The organism is Labrys sp. E2SS-1L (assembly GCF_057073705.1).
In genome coordinates, this window is the sequence record NZ_CP172712.1 from 3,338,424 (window position 1) to 3,353,888 (window position 15,465).

At 64.0% G+C, this 15,465-nt stretch carries 18 protein-coding genes; 15 read left to right on the plus strand and 3 right to left on the minus strand.

The genetic code is table 11. The features are described 5' to 3' along the window. Positions 1 to 2 precede the first annotated feature (2 nt). The 7 genes from ACIGJE_RS15410 to ACIGJE_RS15440 all read left to right on the plus strand — a co-directional run bounded on the left by ACIGJE_RS15410 (position 3) and on the right by ACIGJE_RS15440 (position 4,521). Positions 3 to 1,028, plus strand: coding sequence for a YcjF family protein (locus ACIGJE_RS15410; RefSeq protein ID WP_415085240.1), 1,026 nt, complete (start codon positions 3 to 5; stop codon positions 1,026 to 1,028). A gap of 115 nt (positions 1,029 to 1,143) precedes the next feature. Beyond that, entirely contained in the window at positions 1,144 to 1,563 is a 420-nt protein-coding gene (gene dksA / locus ACIGJE_RS15415; RefSeq protein ID WP_105862881.1) for an RNA polymerase-binding protein DksA, read from the plus strand. Positions 1,564 to 1,841: 278 nt separating this feature from the next. Continuing rightward, entirely contained in the window at positions 1,842 to 2,300 is a 459-nt protein-coding gene (locus ACIGJE_RS15420) for a hypothetical protein (RefSeq protein ID WP_311938034.1), read from the plus strand. Positions 2,301 to 2,371: 71 nt separating this feature from the next. Then, positions 2,372 to 2,872, plus strand: a complete 501-nt coding sequence (locus tag ACIGJE_RS15425) for a copper chaperone PCu(A)C (RefSeq protein WP_367622555.1) — start codon at positions 2,372 to 2,374, stop codon at positions 2,870 to 2,872. Positions 2,873 to 2,886: 14 nt separating this feature from the next. Further along, the gene (locus tag ACIGJE_RS15430) at positions 2,887 to 3,483 is read left to right on the plus strand and encodes an SCO family protein (RefSeq protein ID WP_311938038.1); all 597 of its coding nucleotides are present in this window, start codon (positions 2,887 to 2,889) and stop codon (positions 3,481 to 3,483) included. Then, positions 3,480 to 3,926, plus strand: coding sequence for a c-type cytochrome (locus tag ACIGJE_RS15435; protein WP_311938040.1), 447 nt, complete (start codon positions 3,480 to 3,482; stop codon positions 3,924 to 3,926). The genes ACIGJE_RS15430 and ACIGJE_RS15435 overlap by 4 nt, the downstream gene beginning before the upstream one ends. Before the next feature lie 166 nt (positions 3,927 to 4,092). Further along, positions 4,093 to 4,521, plus strand: a complete 429-nt coding sequence (locus ACIGJE_RS15440; RefSeq protein WP_311938041.1) for a CBS domain-containing protein — start codon at positions 4,093 to 4,095, stop codon at positions 4,519 to 4,521. A gap of 106 nt (positions 4,522 to 4,627) precedes the next feature. Here the strand turns inward: ACIGJE_RS15440 and ACIGJE_RS15445 are convergent, their stop codons facing one another. Further along, positions 4,628 to 5,554: a LysR substrate-binding domain-containing protein gene (locus tag ACIGJE_RS15445; RefSeq protein WP_311938043.1), complete on the minus strand. Its 927-nt coding sequence runs from the start codon at positions 5,552 to 5,554 to the stop codon at positions 4,628 to 4,630. A 117-nt stretch (positions 5,555 to 5,671) separates the two neighbouring features. On the opposite strand from ACIGJE_RS15445, the gene ACIGJE_RS15450 reads away from it, so the two are divergent. Genes ACIGJE_RS15450 through ACIGJE_RS15460 form a run of 3 tightly spaced genes read left to right on the plus strand, consistent with a single transcriptional unit; the run spans position 5,672 to position 7,051 of the window. After that, entirely contained in the window at positions 5,672 to 6,067 is a 396-nt protein-coding gene (locus ACIGJE_RS15450) for a tautomerase family protein (RefSeq protein WP_311938045.1), read from the plus strand. Beyond that, positions 6,064 to 6,462, plus strand: coding sequence for a cupin domain-containing protein (locus ACIGJE_RS15455; protein WP_311938046.1), 399 nt, complete (start codon positions 6,064 to 6,066; stop codon positions 6,460 to 6,462). The genes ACIGJE_RS15450 and ACIGJE_RS15455 overlap by 4 nt, the downstream gene beginning before the upstream one ends. Before the next feature lie 10 nt (positions 6,463 to 6,472). Continuing rightward, positions 6,473 to 7,051, plus strand: coding sequence for a DUF4865 family protein (locus ACIGJE_RS15460; RefSeq protein WP_311938048.1), 579 nt, complete (start codon positions 6,473 to 6,475; stop codon positions 7,049 to 7,051). Between the two features lie 62 nt (positions 7,052 to 7,113). On the opposite strand, the gene ACIGJE_RS15465 is transcribed toward ACIGJE_RS15460, so the two are convergent. After that, positions 7,114 to 8,124: a patatin-like phospholipase family protein gene (locus ACIGJE_RS15465; protein WP_311938049.1), complete on the minus strand. Its 1,011-nt coding sequence runs from the start codon at positions 8,122 to 8,124 to the stop codon at positions 7,114 to 7,116. Between the two features lie 178 nt (positions 8,125 to 8,302). Here ACIGJE_RS15465 and parC point away from each other — a divergent pair, with 178 nt between their 5' ends. Next, entirely contained in the window at positions 8,303 to 10,552 is a 2,250-nt protein-coding gene (parC, locus tag ACIGJE_RS15470; RefSeq protein ID WP_415085251.1) for a DNA topoisomerase IV subunit A, read from the plus strand. An 84-nt stretch (positions 10,553 to 10,636) separates the two neighbouring features. On the opposite strand, the gene ACIGJE_RS15475 is transcribed toward parC, so the two are convergent. Continuing rightward, entirely contained in the window at positions 10,637 to 11,755 is a 1,119-nt protein-coding gene (locus tag ACIGJE_RS15475; RefSeq protein WP_415085253.1) for a glycosyltransferase family 61 protein, read from the minus strand. Positions 11,756 to 12,245: 490 nt separating this feature from the next. Between ACIGJE_RS15475 and ACIGJE_RS15480 the strand changes: the two genes are divergently transcribed. From ACIGJE_RS15480 to ACIGJE_RS15495, 4 genes are all read left to right on the plus strand, one after another. Next, positions 12,246 to 12,791, plus strand: a complete 546-nt coding sequence (locus tag ACIGJE_RS15480) for a L,D-transpeptidase (protein ID WP_376717695.1) — start codon at positions 12,246 to 12,248, stop codon at positions 12,789 to 12,791. A gap of 132 nt (positions 12,792 to 12,923) precedes the next feature. Next, positions 12,924 to 13,454, plus strand: coding sequence for a CDP-alcohol phosphatidyltransferase family protein (locus ACIGJE_RS15485; RefSeq protein ID WP_311938057.1), 531 nt, complete (start codon positions 12,924 to 12,926; stop codon positions 13,452 to 13,454). A gap of 99 nt (positions 13,455 to 13,553) precedes the next feature. Further along, a complete protein-coding gene (locus ACIGJE_RS15490; RefSeq protein ID WP_415085256.1) occupies positions 13,554 to 14,657 on the plus strand; it encodes an AI-2E family transporter in 1,104 nt (367 codons plus the stop codon). Beyond that, a complete protein-coding gene (locus ACIGJE_RS15495; RefSeq protein ID WP_415085258.1) occupies positions 14,654 to 15,343 on the plus strand; it encodes a P-loop NTPase family protein in 690 nt (229 codons plus the stop codon). Before ACIGJE_RS15490 ends, ACIGJE_RS15495 begins: the two co-directional genes overlap by 4 nt. Positions 15,344 to 15,465 lie beyond the last annotated feature (122 nt).

The window sequence follows — 15,465 nt, forward strand, 5'->3', positions numbered from 1 at the left end:
GAATGAATACGGAACCCCGCAAGCCGCGTGCCTTCCGCCTCAACGATCCCAATGTGGTGATGGCCGATACGCCGGTGGCGGCGGCGATGCGGCGCGGCCATGTGGTGGTGACGCCTGAACCGGAGGCCTTCGAGCAAGAGGCTGCCGAAGTCGCGCCGCAGCGGCCGCGCCGTTCGCGCTGGGGCACCTTGTTCTGGTCGGCCGTGGGCGGACTGGTCTCTCTCGCCGTCGGCCTGTCGCTGACCAAGCTGATCGACGACCTCTTTTCCTATGCCGGCTGGCTCGGCTGGCTCGGCGCCGCCCTGACGGGGTTGGCGGTTCTGGCTTTCGCTGTCATTGCCATCCGGGAAGTCATCGGCCTGATGCGGCTGTCGCGCATCGAGCATCTGCACGACAGGGCGTTGCTGGCCATTGCCAAGGATGACCGCGATGCAGCGCGCGGTCTGTCGCGCGATCTCGTCAAGCTCTATGCCGCCAACCCGCGCATGGCCAGGGCCCGCGCGGCGGTGGAGGCGGCCGCCGGCGATATCGTCGACGGCGCCGATCTGATCAGGGTCACCGAGCGCGAACTGATGGGACCGCTCGATGCCGAAGCCCAGCGGATCATCGCTGATGCGGCCAAGCGGGTGTCGCTGGTCACCGCCGTCAGCCCTCGTGCTTTGGTCGACATGTTTTTCGTGGGTGCTGAGACGTTGCGGGTGATCCGACGGCTCGCGACCCTTTATGGCGGCCGGCCGGGCGGCCTCGGCATGATGCGCCTGCTGCGCCATGCCCTCGGCAATCTCGCCATCACCGGTGGCATGGCCGCCGGTGATTCCCTGATCAGCCAGGCGCTCGGCCACGGCCTGGCTTCGCGTATATCGGCCAAATTGGGGGAAGGCGTCCTGAACGGCATCCTGACGGCCCGCCTTGGACTTGCGGCCATGATGGCGAGCAGGCCGATGCCCTTCGATGCCTTGCCCAGGCCGGGCGTGACGGACGTCGCCGGAGGCCTCATTCTAAAGAGCAAGGAGGACACGGCCGGCTAAGCCATGTGCACAACTTTATCGTTTTCAACGAATCGGTGACAACGAAGAGCATTGTCGTGACGCGTCACTGCGACTATAGACCTCTCGCCCAGTAGCGGAGTGTTGGGATTCTTACATGACTTCATTGAGTGTAGATACCAATTATCGGCCGACTGACGACGAGCCTTTCATGAACGAGCGTCAGCGGGACTATTTCCGGCGCAAGCTCAATGCCTGGAAGCTCGACATCCTGCGCGAAGCGCAGGATACCATCGCCAATCTGCAGGCCGAGAACGAGAACCACCCCGATCTAGCCGATCGTGCCTCTTCGGAAACGGATCGTGCCATCGAACTGCGAGCCCGGGATCGCCAGCGTAAGCTGATCTCGAAGATCGACGCGGCCCTTGCCCGCATCGATGACGGCTCCTACGGTTATTGCGAAGAAACGGGCGAACCGATCTCTCTCAAGCGTCTCGACGCCAGGCCGATCGCGACCTTGTCGCTGGAAGCCCAGGAGCGGCACGAGCGCCGTGAGCGCGTCTATCGCGACGACTAGAGCATTTGCGGCCTGGTGAAGCCCACCGGGATACGCAGAGGCTTGTCGGAGCGAGGAGGTGGAGCAGGGAAGCGTTTTTAAAGAATGCGCCAGGCTCCGGAGATTTTTGACGACTGCCGGCCTTCTCAGCCCCATCAGGAGATGGAGTTGAGAAGGCCGGCATTTTTGTTTTCGGCGGGTGCCGCGGATCGGCGCTCCCCAGAGCGTTTTGCGATTTGGCGGAATCATCGGGTCTCGCGGAGACGCAGCGAAACAGGGCGTCAGTGCAAGACGCGCTCATGTTCGAACGTATGGCCCTGGGCGTTTTCATGCGCCATGGCGCCGCCTTGACTTTCGGCAGCGGCTCGGCTGCATATGCGGCCATGATCCTATCCCGCCACTTCCCATTGCTGCGGCAATGTCTGGCTGCCTTGCTTGCCCTTGGGCTGCTGCTCAACGGCATGGGCGGTTCGCTCGCCAGCGAGGAGGGCCGGGGAGGCGCGGCAACCGTCGTCATCGCCGGGACGGTGGTCACCATCTGCCAGTTCGGCGATGCGGATGCCGGCGGCAAGGCCCATGCTGGCCATTCCTGTGACCAGTGTGCACTTCGCCTAGCGCCGGCTCTGCCGCAGGTCCAGGCGGTCGCCAGCGTCATCCGCTTTCCGCAGGTCGTCAGGTTCCGCCCCTCGCAGGGCTTTTTCGCGGCGACCAGGCAGGATCGCAGGCCCGTCTGGCCGCGCGGACCGCCGATAGGCTGAACGGTTCACCGCCTTCACCCTTCCTCCTCCGCAGCCTGTGCAAGGCTGCTCGATTCCGTTCAGGTTTTCCCATGAAACTCGTTCCGTTCTTCGGCACCCGGATTTTCGGTGTTCTGGCGCTCGCCTCCACGCTCGCCTCCGGGGCCCTGGCCCATGACTACAAGGCCGGCACGCTCCAGATCGCCCATCCCTGGACCCGTGCCACCCCGCAGGGAGCGCCGGTCGCCGGCGGCTACACCATCATCGAGAACACCGGTGACCAACCCGACAAGCTGGTCGGCGGCAGCTTCTCGGCCGCAGCCGGCTTCTCGATCCATCAGATGTCGAACAAGGACGGCGTCATGAAGATGTCGCCCGTCGAAGGCGGGCTGGAAATTCCGGCCCATGGCAAGGTTGAACTCAGCCCGTCAGCCTTCCATCTGATGTTCACCGGGCTCAAGCAGCAGCTCAAGCCCAACCAGTCCATCGACGGCACGCTCGTGTTCGAGAAGGCCGGCACGGTGCCGGTGAAGTTCAAGGTCGAAGCCATTGGCGCCAAGCAGCCGGCCGAAGCCGACCACAGCAACCATTGAGGCGGGAGGTGTTCATGACCCTCAAATCCAGTCGTCTCCAACTGGTGGTTCTCGTGGCGCTGCTCGCCGTGCTGGCGGCCGCGGGCGTGCTGGCCCTGCAAAGCATGGGCGGCAAACCGACGGCCCAGTCCAGCTTCATCGGTGGTGATTTCAGCCTGACCAATCAGGACGGCAAGCCGGTGACACAGGCCACTTTCCTGGGCAAGCCCACCGCTTATTTCTTCGGCTACACCAATTGTCCCGATGCCTGTCCGACGACCTTGACTGACATGACGGACAGATTGAAGGCGCTGGGGCCGGATGGGGACAAGTTCAACGTCGTCTTCGTTTCCGTGGACCCGGCCCGCGATACGCCGCAACTGCTCAAGACCTATCTGGAGAGCTTCGATCCGCGCATCACCGCCGCCACCGGCACGCCCGAGCAGGTGGCCGACATCATCAAGAAGTTCCGCGTCTACGCCAAGAAGGTGGGGGAAGGGGACGGCTATACCTTCGATCATTCGACGGCCGTCTACATGATGAACGCCAAGGGCGAACTGGTGACGCTGATCGACTATCAGGCGCCCCGTGAGGAGGCGCTGGACAAGATGCGCCGCGCGCTCGCCTCGTGAGCAGGATTGTCTGGTTCGGCCTGGCCGCGGCACTCGGTGGTGTCGCGGTCGGGACTTTCATTGCCTTGCGCTCGGTCGGCGAGGTTGCTCCGCCCCCGTCGCCTGCCCAGGCGATTGCCGATATCCGCCCGCCGGAAGCGACCTTCGCCCCGGTGTTCGAACCCTGCGCCCACTGCCACCAGATCGGCCGCGGGGCCCGTTCGGCGACCGGACCGATCCTGCAGGGGCTCGCGGGCCGCAAGGCCGGCACGCTGCCGGGCTATCCCTTCTCGCCGGCCATGCAGGCGAGCGGGTTGACCTGGGACGCCGCCACCCTCGATGGCTTCATCGCGGCACCGCAGGCGGTGGTGCCGGGCACCCGGATGATCTATGCCGGAATGGACGATGCCGATCGGCGCAGGGCTCTGGTCGAGTTCATTCTGAAAGCCGGCTCGGGCTCCTGAGGGGCCAATCCGTAAATCGATTCACCAAATGGTTGCATTTGAACCAGCCCCTTGCGCGATGGGCGTGCAGACGCCATCATCATAGGCGGGGCTGGTCGTCCCTTGTCGGGATTCTCCCCCAAGATCAAGACGCTGCAGGCGCACGTTCAGTCTGAGGAGAGTACCCATGACCGTTGCACAGATCCTGAAGGGCAAGGGCCGCGACATCGTCACTCTGTCGCCGGACGCAACCATTGCCGACGCTTCCCGGACGCTCGCCGAAAAGCGCATCGGCGCGGTGTTGATCACCAACAAGAACGGCAGCATCGCCGGCATCCTGTCCGAGCGCGATATCGTGCGCGCGCTCGCCAAGGCCTCGGCCGAGGGGTTCGACCATCCCGTATCCAAGCATATGACGGCCAAGGTCGAGACCGTTCATGAGCAGGATACCATTCCCCACATCATGGAAAGGATGACGGCCGGCAAGTTCCGTCACATGCCGGTGGTCGAAAATGGCCTGCCGGTCGGCATCGTCTCGATCGGTGACGTGGTGAAGTTCCGCCTGGCCGAAATGGAGGCGGAAGCCAAGGCGATGCGTGAATATATTACGGCCTGATCTTAAAGTAGTTTATGAGCGGACGCCGTGGCTGATTGCGCGGCACGATGGAACGAAAAGTCCGGTCAAAGAGCGTTCGGTGTGGACGCGCTTTGCTCCGAAAGCGTCAGGCGATCTTTTTGGGCAGGAGAGGCTGGGTCAGGCTCTCCCGCATGATCTCGCTCAGCCGGTCCGTGGCCGCATTGTGCTGAGCCTGCGTGCGATGCAGCAGCAGCGGCAGTGTCGGCAATCGCGCCGGCAGGCCGCTTTCCTCGCCAAGCACGGCAAGATGGCTCGGCAGGCCGATCTCGGTGCGCAGGGTCACGCCCAGTCCGCTTGAGATCGCCGCCCAGAGACCGGCGAGACTGGTGCTGGTCACCGCGATGCGCCAGGCAATGCCGGCGCGGTCGAGCACCTCGGTTGCGACGCTGCGGAACAGGCAAGGGGCCTCGAACATCACCAGCGGCAAAGGTTCATCCCGCTTCGTCAGCCGGTCGCCGAAGCGCTGCCCGGACAGGCCATCACGAAGGCCGATCCAACGCATGGCGATATCGGCGAGATGCTCGCCGGCCATGGCGGCTGGAGCCTGCCTCGTCTGGTCTCCCCAGGCGATGGCGAGGTCGAGCTCGGCACTGGCGATGCGTTTCAGCAGATCGGCATTGCGGGCAAGGCGGGTTTCGATGCGCGTCCTCGGATGGGCCCGCGCGAAACGGCCGAGGATTTGCGGTAGCAGCGTCTCTCCCAGATCTTCCTGCACGCCGAAGCGCACATGGCCGGCAAGATCTGCTCCGCTCAGGGCCGAGACCGCCTCGTCATTGAGGGCGAGCAGGCGGCGCGCATAGGTCAGCAGCGTTTCACCCGCCTCGGTGAGCGCCAGGCCGCGGCCGGCCCGGCGGAACAAGGCGGTGCCCGCTTGTTCTTCCAGCTTCTTGAGCTGGGCGCTGACCGCGGAAGTGGACCGGCTGAGATGCTCCGCGGCGCGGGCATAGCTGCCCAGTTCGATGCCTGTAACGAAGCTGCGCAGGACATCGATGTCGAAATTGACCAGCCGCATGAAAATTGTCCCGATTTTCAGGATGTATCATCAAATATTTCCTGATTTTCAGGATGAATATGCAGTGACATGATGGAGGGGTCAAGGCAGCAGGCCTTGGCGTTGAGGACATCCGTCATGCCTTTCGCCCGTATTTCACTCCGCAAGGGGAAATCCCCTGATTATCTCCGCGCCCTGTCGGATAATCTGCATCGCGCCCTGGTCGAAGCCTTCGAGGTTCCACTGGCCGACCGTTTCCAGATCATCGAACAGCTCGATCCGGAGGCGCTGGTCTACGATCGCGGCTATTTCAGCGGTGAGCGTTCCGACGATTTCGTGCTGATCGCCATCACGGCCGGGCGCCCGCGCAGCACGACGGTGAAGCAGCAATTCTACCGGCGCGTGGTGGAACTGCTCACACAGGCGCCGGGACTTCGGCCCGACGACATCATGATCGTCGTCACCACCACCGAGCGCGACGGCTGGTCCTTCAGCAATGGCCTCACCCAGATGGTGGAAGAGGTGCCGGCATGAGCGGGCCGGGCCTTCCCGACGAGATGACCGTGATCCGGGCCGGCGAGGCGATAGAGACTGCACCGGCGGGTATCGCGTCCGCGCCCTTCCGGGTGCAGCATCTGATCGCGGGTGTGCGGGATGGCGAGCCCACGGCCATGCGCGCCACGCTGGATCCGGGTGTGCGCACCCATTGGCACAGCCATCCCCGTGGACAATTGCTGCTCGCGGTGAGCGGCAGTGGCCTTGCGCAGCAGCGCAATGGCCCGATCATCGAACTCGACCCCGGCGATGCGGTCTGGTTCGCGCCCGGCGAGTTGCATTGGCATGGCGCGGGCGAAGCCGATGCCTTCGTCTATGTCAGCGTCCAGGCCGTGCAGGATGGCCGCGCCGTGCAGTGGCACGAACCGGTGTGAGGAGTTTCAAATGGAAGCGATGCATTATGCCATCACCTTGCCGGCCGATTACGACATGGCGATCATCCGCACCCGGGTGGCCAGCAAGGGCTCGCTGCTCGACAATTTTCCGGGGCTGGGACTCAAGGCCTATCTGATCCGGGAAAAAGGTGTTCACGGCGCGGCCGTCAACCAATATGCCCCCTTCTATCTGTGGGCCGCGCCTGAAGGCATGGGCCGCTTCCTCTGGGAAGGCGGGGGCTTTGCCGGCCTCGTCTCCGCCTTCGGCCGTCCGTCGGTACGGCGCTGGGCCGGGGTCTCGTGTCTGTCCGGCCCGGAATCCCTGTCAGAGGCACGTTTTGCGACGCTTCGAGAGCAGGGGATGGAGGCCGAGATCGATCCGGCCGGCGACATTGCGCAAGCGCGCGAGCGCTTGGCTCTCGAAGCGGCCAGGGATGGGAGCTGCCTGTCGACCCTCGCGGTCGACCCCACGGATTGGACGCTGGTGGTCTTTCAACTGTGGGCGTGCGAGCCGCCTGAAGAGGCAGGAACCATCTATCAACTGCTGCATCTGTCCCGTCCCGGCGTCAACGGGTTGATCGCACCCTGATGACGACGACCGTCCTCCAGGCGTCGCGTTGAGATCCAGAAGCTTGTGCGGGATGGAGGGCGCTATGCCAGCGCTTCCATGGTCTCCTTGATGTCGTCTAGGGACTTCAAGGCGGCTTCGGCACCCATGTCGATGGCCTCGGCGGCGCGATGGAAGTCGAAGGGCGAGATGCGGCCGAGGCGCGGCCCGATCGAGACATCGGGCGGGTCGCCGGCCAGCCGCGAGCGGGAGATGCGGTCCTGGGTGATGTTGAAGGCCTCCATCATCACCGTGTGGATGCCGGGCGAGTTGCGGCGTTGGCGCGTTTCGCGCGATCTGGCGAAACCGAAGCGACGCCGGACCATCGAGGTGGCGGCACCGAAACCATTGCGCTTGGGCACGGGTGGGTCGTCCATTTCCATCGAGGTGGCCCCGAATGTATGGATGACGCCGCCGCGGCCTGTCAGTTCGCCATTGAGATTGACGGCGATTACCGCCCGGGCGCCGAGGGCGCGCGCGGCGGAGACGGGCACGGGATTAACCAAGGCACCGTCCATCAGCCAGCGCCCGCCGATGCGGACAGGCTCGAAAATGCCGGGCAGGGCATAGGAGGCGCGCATGGCGGTGACCAGATTGCCGCGCGTCAGCCAGATCTCATGGCCCGGCCCGATTTCGGTGGCGATCGCGACGAAGGGAATGCGCAGACTTTCGATCTGCACGCCGTCCAGGCCATTCTGCAGGAGCAGGGCCAGCTTGGTGCCGGACATCAGGCCGCTGCCGCCGAAATTCAGATCGAGAAAATTGAGGACCCGGCGCTTGGTGAGACTGCGGGCCCAGTCCTCGATATCGTCGAGCCTGCCGGCAATGTAGCAGCCACCGACCACCGCTCCGATCGACGTACCCGCGATCACGTCGATGTCGTAGCCCGCTTCCACCAGCACGCGGATCACGCCGATATGGGCGAACCCTCGTGCGGCACCGCCACCGAGCGCAAGCCCCAGAACGGGGCGCGGCGGCTTGACGATTTCGTTCTGCGGAGGCGGAGACAATTCCGCCACGTTACCCTGACCTCGCCACGGCAAACTCTGAAACATGATGCATTCCTGACCCAAGAAATACGCCACTGGAACCAATAAGGATATGGGGACTCCAGCGAGACCGAACAGGATGGAGTCCTGAATGACACTACAATAGCACGTGATCGGGGGATTGGCCCTGTATCATAAGGTCTACGACTTGCTCCGAATCAGGCATTTTCGGTAAGTCAACCGCATGGATGAGATGGACGATCCGCCGGAAGGCGATGGAGTCAGGACGGTCAATCTGCGCGCCGAGCTCGAGCAGCGCTACCTTGCCTATGCACTCTCGACAATCACGCAACGAGCCCTGCCGGATGCGCGCGACGGCCTGAAGCCGGTGCATCGGCGCATCCTGCATGCCATGCGCCTGCTGCGCCTCGATCCCGACCAGGCCTTCAAGAAATGCGCTCGCGTGGTGGGCGATGTCATCGGTAAGTTCCACCCGCATGGCGACCAGGCCGTCTACGACGCGCTGGTGCGCCTGGCGCAGGATTTCGCCCAGCGTTATCCGCTGGTGGACGGGCAGGGCAATTTCGGCAATATCGACGGCGACAATGCCGCCGCCTACCGTTACACCGAAGCGCGCCTGACCGAGGTCGCCACCCTGATCCTGGAAGGGATCAACGAGGACGCGGTGGACTTCCGCGCCACCTATAATGGCGAGGACGAGGAGCCGGTGGTGATGCCCGGCGCCTTCCCCAATCTGCTCGCCAATGGCGTACAGGGCATCGCGGTGGGCATGGCCACCTCGATTCCCCCGCATAATGCCTATGAGCTCTGCCAGGCGGCGCTGCATCTGATCGACAATCCCCAGGCTTCGACCGCCGACCTCCTGCAATTCGTCAAGGGGCCGGATTTTCCCACCGGCGGCATCTGCGTCGAAAGCGCCGGCTCGATGCAGGAAAGCTACCGCACTGGCCGCGGCGGCTTTCGCGTGCGGGCACGCTGGCACAAGGAGGATCTGGGGCGGGGAACCTGGGTGATCGTGATCACCGAGATTCCCTGGCTGGTGCAGAAGGGCCGCCTGATCGAAAAGCTTGCCGAGCTCCTCGAGGAGCGCAAGCTGCCGCTGGTCGGCGACGTACGCGATGAATCGGCCGAGGATGTGCGCATCGTCATCGAGCCGAAGTCGCGCAATGTCGACGAAGCCGTGCTGATGGAATCGCTGTTCAAGCTCTCCGAGCTCGAAAGCCGGATTTCCCTCAACATGAACGTGCTGGTCGATGGCCAGGTGCCGCGCGTGCTCTCGCTGGGCGAAGCGCTGCAGCAATGGCTGAGCCATCGCCGTAACGTGCTGATCCGGCGCTCCAAGTTCCGCCTCGCCGCCGTGGAAAGGCGCATGGAGGTCCTGGCCGGCTATATCATCGCCTACCTCAATCTCGACGAGGTGATCCGCATCATCCGCTACGAGGATGAGCCGAAGGACGAATTGATCAAGGCCTTCGACCTGACCGACGTGCAGGCCGAGGCGATCCTCAACATGCGCCTGCGCAATCTGCGCAAGCTCGAGGAGATGGAACTCAAGCGCGAACACGACGATCTCGCCAAGGAGAAGGCCGGCATCGAGAAGCTGCTCGCCTCCGAGGCGCTGCAATGGAAGACGGTGGGCTGGCAGGTCAGCGAAGTCGCCAAGAAGTTCGGCCCGGACACGCCGCTCGGCAAGCGCCGTACCGACATCGATGCCTCGAAGGCAGGCACCATCGATCTGTCGGCGGTGGCCGAGGCGATGGTCGAGCGCGAGCCGATCACCGTGATCGTTTCCGAAAAAGGCTGGATCCGGGCCCAGAAGGGTCATCTCAGCGATCTCTCGGGCCTCAGCTTCAAGGCCGACGACCGGCTCAAGCTCGGCTTCCAGTCCGAGACGACGGCCCGGCTCCTCATCCTCGCCACCAATGGCAAGGTCTACACGCTGGAGGCTTCCAAGCTCCCGGGGGGCCGCAGCATGGGCGAGCCGATCCGCCTGATGGTCGATATCGACGAGGGGGCCGACGTGGTCGACGTGTTCGCCTATCAGGGCGGGCGACGGTTGCTGATTGCGGCGACCGACGGACGCGGCTTCCTGGTGCCCGAGGACGATATCCTGGCCAATACCCGCAAGGGCAAGTCGGTGCTGAATGTCGATGCGCCGGCGGAAGCCAAGCTGATCGTGCCCGCCATCGGCGACACGGTCGCCGTGATCGGCGAGAATCGCAAGATGCTGGTCTTCCCGTTGCACCAGATCACCGAGATGTCGCGGGGCAGGGGCGTCAGGCTACAGAAATACAAGGACGGCGGACTTTCCGACGTGCGTGTGTTCGACAAGGCGCAGGGACTGACCTGGAGTGATTCCTCGGACCGGACCTGGACCGTCACCGACCTGGTCGAATGGACTGGCAATCGAGCCGACGCCGGGCGCCTGCCACCCAAGGGCTTTCCCAAGAACAATCGGTTCACGGGCAAGTAGCAGTGGGGCGGCTGTTTCTGGGGCGCTTTGCGATTTGACGGGATCACGTCACGTCGCCAGGACGGACATTCGAGCGCCGGACACTCAGTCCAGCAGCGATGTCACGCGATCGAGAAAGCTCTCGATGTCGTCCGGGCTCGTGTCGATGGACATCGGCCTGTCGGCGCTGGGCCAAAGGCATCCGCGAGTCAGGTAGACCCCTTGTTGCTCCAGCACGTCGCTCAAGCGCATCTGGACGGCGTTCCAATGCCCGATACAGCCGACGACGGTGCCCGGCCCGGCAAAGACCGAGCCATGCAGGGCCGAGCCATATTCGCCGATGAGGGCGCTGGCCTGCGACAACGTTGCAATCTGGTCGGACAGGTTCAGTTCCTCGGGACGGATGACGTCGAAACCGCGTCGCCTGGCCTGCTGCTCAAAGAAGTCACGCTGCCTGAAAGGCCGATTGGCCGAGGGGCCGGGACCGCCTCGCGAAAGGCAGAGGCGCCGGTGGGCCGGCGCCGAAGCCGGTACCAGCGACCGGTAGAATTCACGCAGATAGGGGTGGAAAGTATATTCGCCGGAGAAGCAGAATGTCGGTACCACCGCGCGTGCGAAGAGCAGGCGCTCCCGTCCCGGTGTGTAACGCAGGATTGCTTCCCGAGGCACGTTGCAGGCCGACAGCAGCAAATCCTCGACCCAGGACGGCGTGTCATGGGGCAGCGGGATGACCCATTCTTCACGCAGCGATGCCAGGAACTGGCTGGCAATGGGTATCCGCGGCAGGAATTCGACCAGCCAATGGCCCCAGATGGTATATCCCGGGCCGGCTACGACGAGAGCGGGACGGTCTATGGGTCTGGCCGCCGTCTCGCTGAAACGCGAGGCAAAATTCGTGTCGGTGCGGGCCATGGACAAGGCGATGTTGGTCGACAGATTGGCATCGTCGATGACCTGGCCGCCATGGACGAGGATGCCGGGACGCCAGACCTCGACGTCGCGCAGCAGGAAGCAACCGATCGGGTCGACCGTAGCCCGCGGCTTTTTCCAATGCAGAGCGTGGACCCAATCGTCCTTGCCGCCTTCGCCCAGCATATGCGCGGGACGGGCCGCCGCCGCTTCCTGGGAAGAGCGAAATTCGAGAAAGCCGTTCCATGCCTGCGCGGCTGCCTCGTCGGGAAGCGAAACGGCCAGGGCGGATATCGGAACCGTGGCAAGGCTCATGATGCGCTGCCCTCACGGCAAGGAAGTGGCTTTGAATGAGGAACTCACGGCGGAGGACATGGGATCCCTTTCCGCAAGGACAGTCAACCCGATCTGAATGCATGCTGAACAAAGGGTTAAAAAATAGCGACTTTCTGCCGCTGCCATTGCCACAATTACGCCCGCCGTTTCCGGGATTGTCGCAGCCATCTTGCCTTGCATTGCCCTGCAGGGCGCAACCCCGGGCGTTCTTCCGGGACGTGTGGTTCTCGACATGACGATTGCAAGAAAAGCACTTTTACCCGTCCTTGCCCTCCTGGTGATCGGGGGGACGGCCCAGGCCCAGGAGTGGGGCTATCCTCCGGACGACGGCTATTATCAGGACGATGGCGTCTCCCGTCCGCGCCAGTGGCGGGATCCCCAGCCGACCTACCGGGCGGATCGGAACTTCGAGGAGCCTTACGACTATCAAGAGGATCCCTATGGCTATTATGGCGACCAGGATGGCGATGTGACGCCAGGCCGGCGCCCGCAGCGCCAGGCCTCGATCGATCCGAACAGCATCTCGCCCAATCTCGATTCCGGTACCAAGGACGATGGCCAGGCCATGCTGGCGCAGTCCCCGATCCCGCGCACGGTGGTGCCGTTCTCGGGCTACAGCCCCGGCACCATCGTGATCTCGACCAAGGAGAAGCGGCTCTATCTCGTGCAGGAGGACGGCACGGCGCTCCGGTATGGCATCGGCGTCGGCAAACAGGGCTTCACCTGGAAAGGTACCGAAACCATCAGCCGCAAGGCTGAATGGCCGAGCTGGACGCCGCCCAAGGAAATGATCGCCCGCCGTCCCGAACTGCCCGATCATATGGAGGGCGGCCTCAACAATCCGCTGGGGGCGCGTGCGCTCTATCTGGGGTCCACGCTCTATCGCATTCACGGCACCAATGAGCCGAATACCATCGGCCGGGCGGTGTCCTCCGGTTGCATTCGCATGGCCAACCCGGATGTAATGGACCTCTACCAGCGGGTGGGGGTCGGCACCACGGTGGTGGTGCTCTGACGCCTTGTTTGGACGTGTCACGGCGATGCCCGACGTCACCGTCGGGTCGCCCGACCTGCCAGACAACCGCAGAGGATGCCGGCGAATCCGCCCCGACGTGCCTGCCCTCTCGTGGTTTGCTACGATCCGATCATGACGATACCGAATCTGATCACCATCCTGCGTTTTTGCCTGGTGCCGCTGGCGGTGCTGTGCATCACCTCGGGGGCATGGGGCTGGGCGTTCGTCACCTTCCTGGTTGCCGGCGTTTCCGATGGCGTCGATGGCTTCATCGCCAAGCGCTTCGACATGCGCAGTGAATTGGGGGCCGTGCTCGACCCGCTGGCGGACAAGGCCCTGCTGGTTTCGATCTTCGTCACGCTGGGGATCGTCGGTGTGGTGCCTGCCTGGCTGGTTATCCTCGCCGTCTTCCGCGATTTCATGATCATCGGCGCCGTGCTGGTGTCCTGGGTCATGAGCCAGCCGGTACAGATCGCGCCGCTGATGCTTTCCAAGCTCAACACCGCGGTACAGATCGCTTTTGTGGCGCTCGTGCTGTTCGCCAAGGGCACGGGATGGCCTTTTCCTTTCCTGATCGAAGTGGGTTCCATCCTGGTCACGCTCTTGACCATTGCCTCGGCTGCCGCCTATCTGCGCCAGTGGCTCAACCATATGGCCGGATGAATATTCCGGCCGCGGAAGGCCATCCGCCATCTCAGCCGTCCCGGACGAGGCTTGCTTGGCCGGGGAGAACGGTGTGGATCGAGCTTCAGGAGCGAATGGATGAGCCTCCAACGGCAGGTATTCTTCTGGCTCGGTGCGTTGGCCCTGTTCATCGCGCTGATCTGGCTACTCCAGGGCATGGTATGGCCCTTTGTCGCCGGCCTGGCGATCGCGTATTTCCTCGATCCCGTCGCCGACAGGCTTGAGAGGCTGGGACTGCCCCGTTGGGCAGCCGCCTCCCTGATTCTGCTCGGCTTCATCTTCCTCATCGTGCTGGCGATCCTTCTGCTGGTGCCGATGCTGGGCGAGCAGTTCAACGGCTTGCGCGAGAGGCTGCCGAGCATCGTGGCCTCCATGCAGCGCATTCTGGGCGAACTCAACCAGAGCTGGCTCGGGGGCTTGCTTACCGAACGGCTGCAGGACATCCAGAAGTCGCTCGGCGACTATGTCGGGCAGGGGGCCCAGGTCCTTGCCACCTTCGTCTCCTCGCTCTGGTCGGGCAGCCAGGCTGTCATCGGGGTGGTCAGCATCCTGATCGTCACGCCGGTGGTGGCTTTCTACATCCTGCTCGACTGGGATCATATGGTGGCGCGTGTCGACAGCTGGCTGCCGCGTGACCACGCCGACGCCATCCGCGGCATCTTCCGCGACATCGATGCCGCCATCGCCGGCTTCGTGCGCGGCCAGGCGACGGTCTGCTTCCTGCTCGGTCTGTTCTACGGCTCCTGCCTGACCTTTCTCGGTGTCAGCTTCGGCTTCCTCATCGGGCTGTGCACCGGTCTGGCCTCCTTTATCCCTTATGTCGGTTCCATCCTTGGTTTCGTGGTCAGCGTCAGCGTGGCACTGGTCCAGGTCTGGCCAGATTGGCATTTGCCGGTCTATGCCGCCCTGGTCTTCGTGGCAGGGCAGATTCTCGAAGGCTATGTGCTCTCGCCACGCTTGGTCGGCGGTTCGGTCGGGCTGCATCCGGTCTGGCTGATGTTCGCCCTGCTGGCCGCCGGCAGCCTGTTCGGCTTCATCGGCCTGCTGGTTGCCGTGCCGGTGGCGGCGGCGATCGGCGTCCTGGTGCGCTTTGCCCTGTCGCGCTACCTCGCCAGCCAGTATTATACCGGCCATGTCGGCCAGGCTCAGGCCGAGGTGCTGCCATCGGACCCTTCGTCGTGACCCTTCCCCGCCAATTGGCGCTCGATCTGCCGCTGCGGGCCTCGTTCGCCCGCGAGGATTTCCTGGTCTCGCCGTCCAATGAGGCCGCCTATGCCTTCATCGAACGTTGGCCGGACTGGCCGTCCCGTCGTGCCCTGCTGATCGGCCCGAGCGGCTCGGGCAAGAGCCATCTGGCGGCGATCTGGTCCGAAGCCGCAGGCGCGGTCACGCTGACGGGCGAGGCGCTGCGGGACGACAATGTCCCCGTGCTGGTCTCACACAAGGCGGTGGTGATCGAAGATGCCGGGCGTGGCATCGACGAGACGGCGCTTTTCCATCTGCTCAACCTCGCCGGCGAGGCGGGCGCCTCCCTGCTGATCACCGCTCACGAACCCCCCGAGCGCTGGGGTCTTGTGCTTCCCGACCTCATCTCGCGCCTGCGGGCCATGCCGGCCCTGACCATCGCCACGCCGGACGACGATCTCTTCCGCATGCTGCTGGTGAAGCTCTTCCTCGACCGGCAGCTCATCGTCGATTCCAGCCTGGTCGACTTCCTCGTTCGGCGCATCGAGCGCTCCTTCGCCGCAGCGCGCCAGGTGGTTGCCGTGCTCGATCGCGAAGGCCTGTCACGCGGCCGCCGGATCACGCGGGCACTCGCGGCCGAACTTCTGAAGGAAGTGCTGGCGTCGCCATTCGACGAGGAGTGATCGCGATCAGGTCGCGCTTACGCTCCTCCGCCCGGGTCCAGTTCATTGAGCAGCCAGCGACGGTTCCACAGGCGACGGGGCGAAGTTTTGCGAATTTTCCCCAGCGCGGCCATTTTATGTGA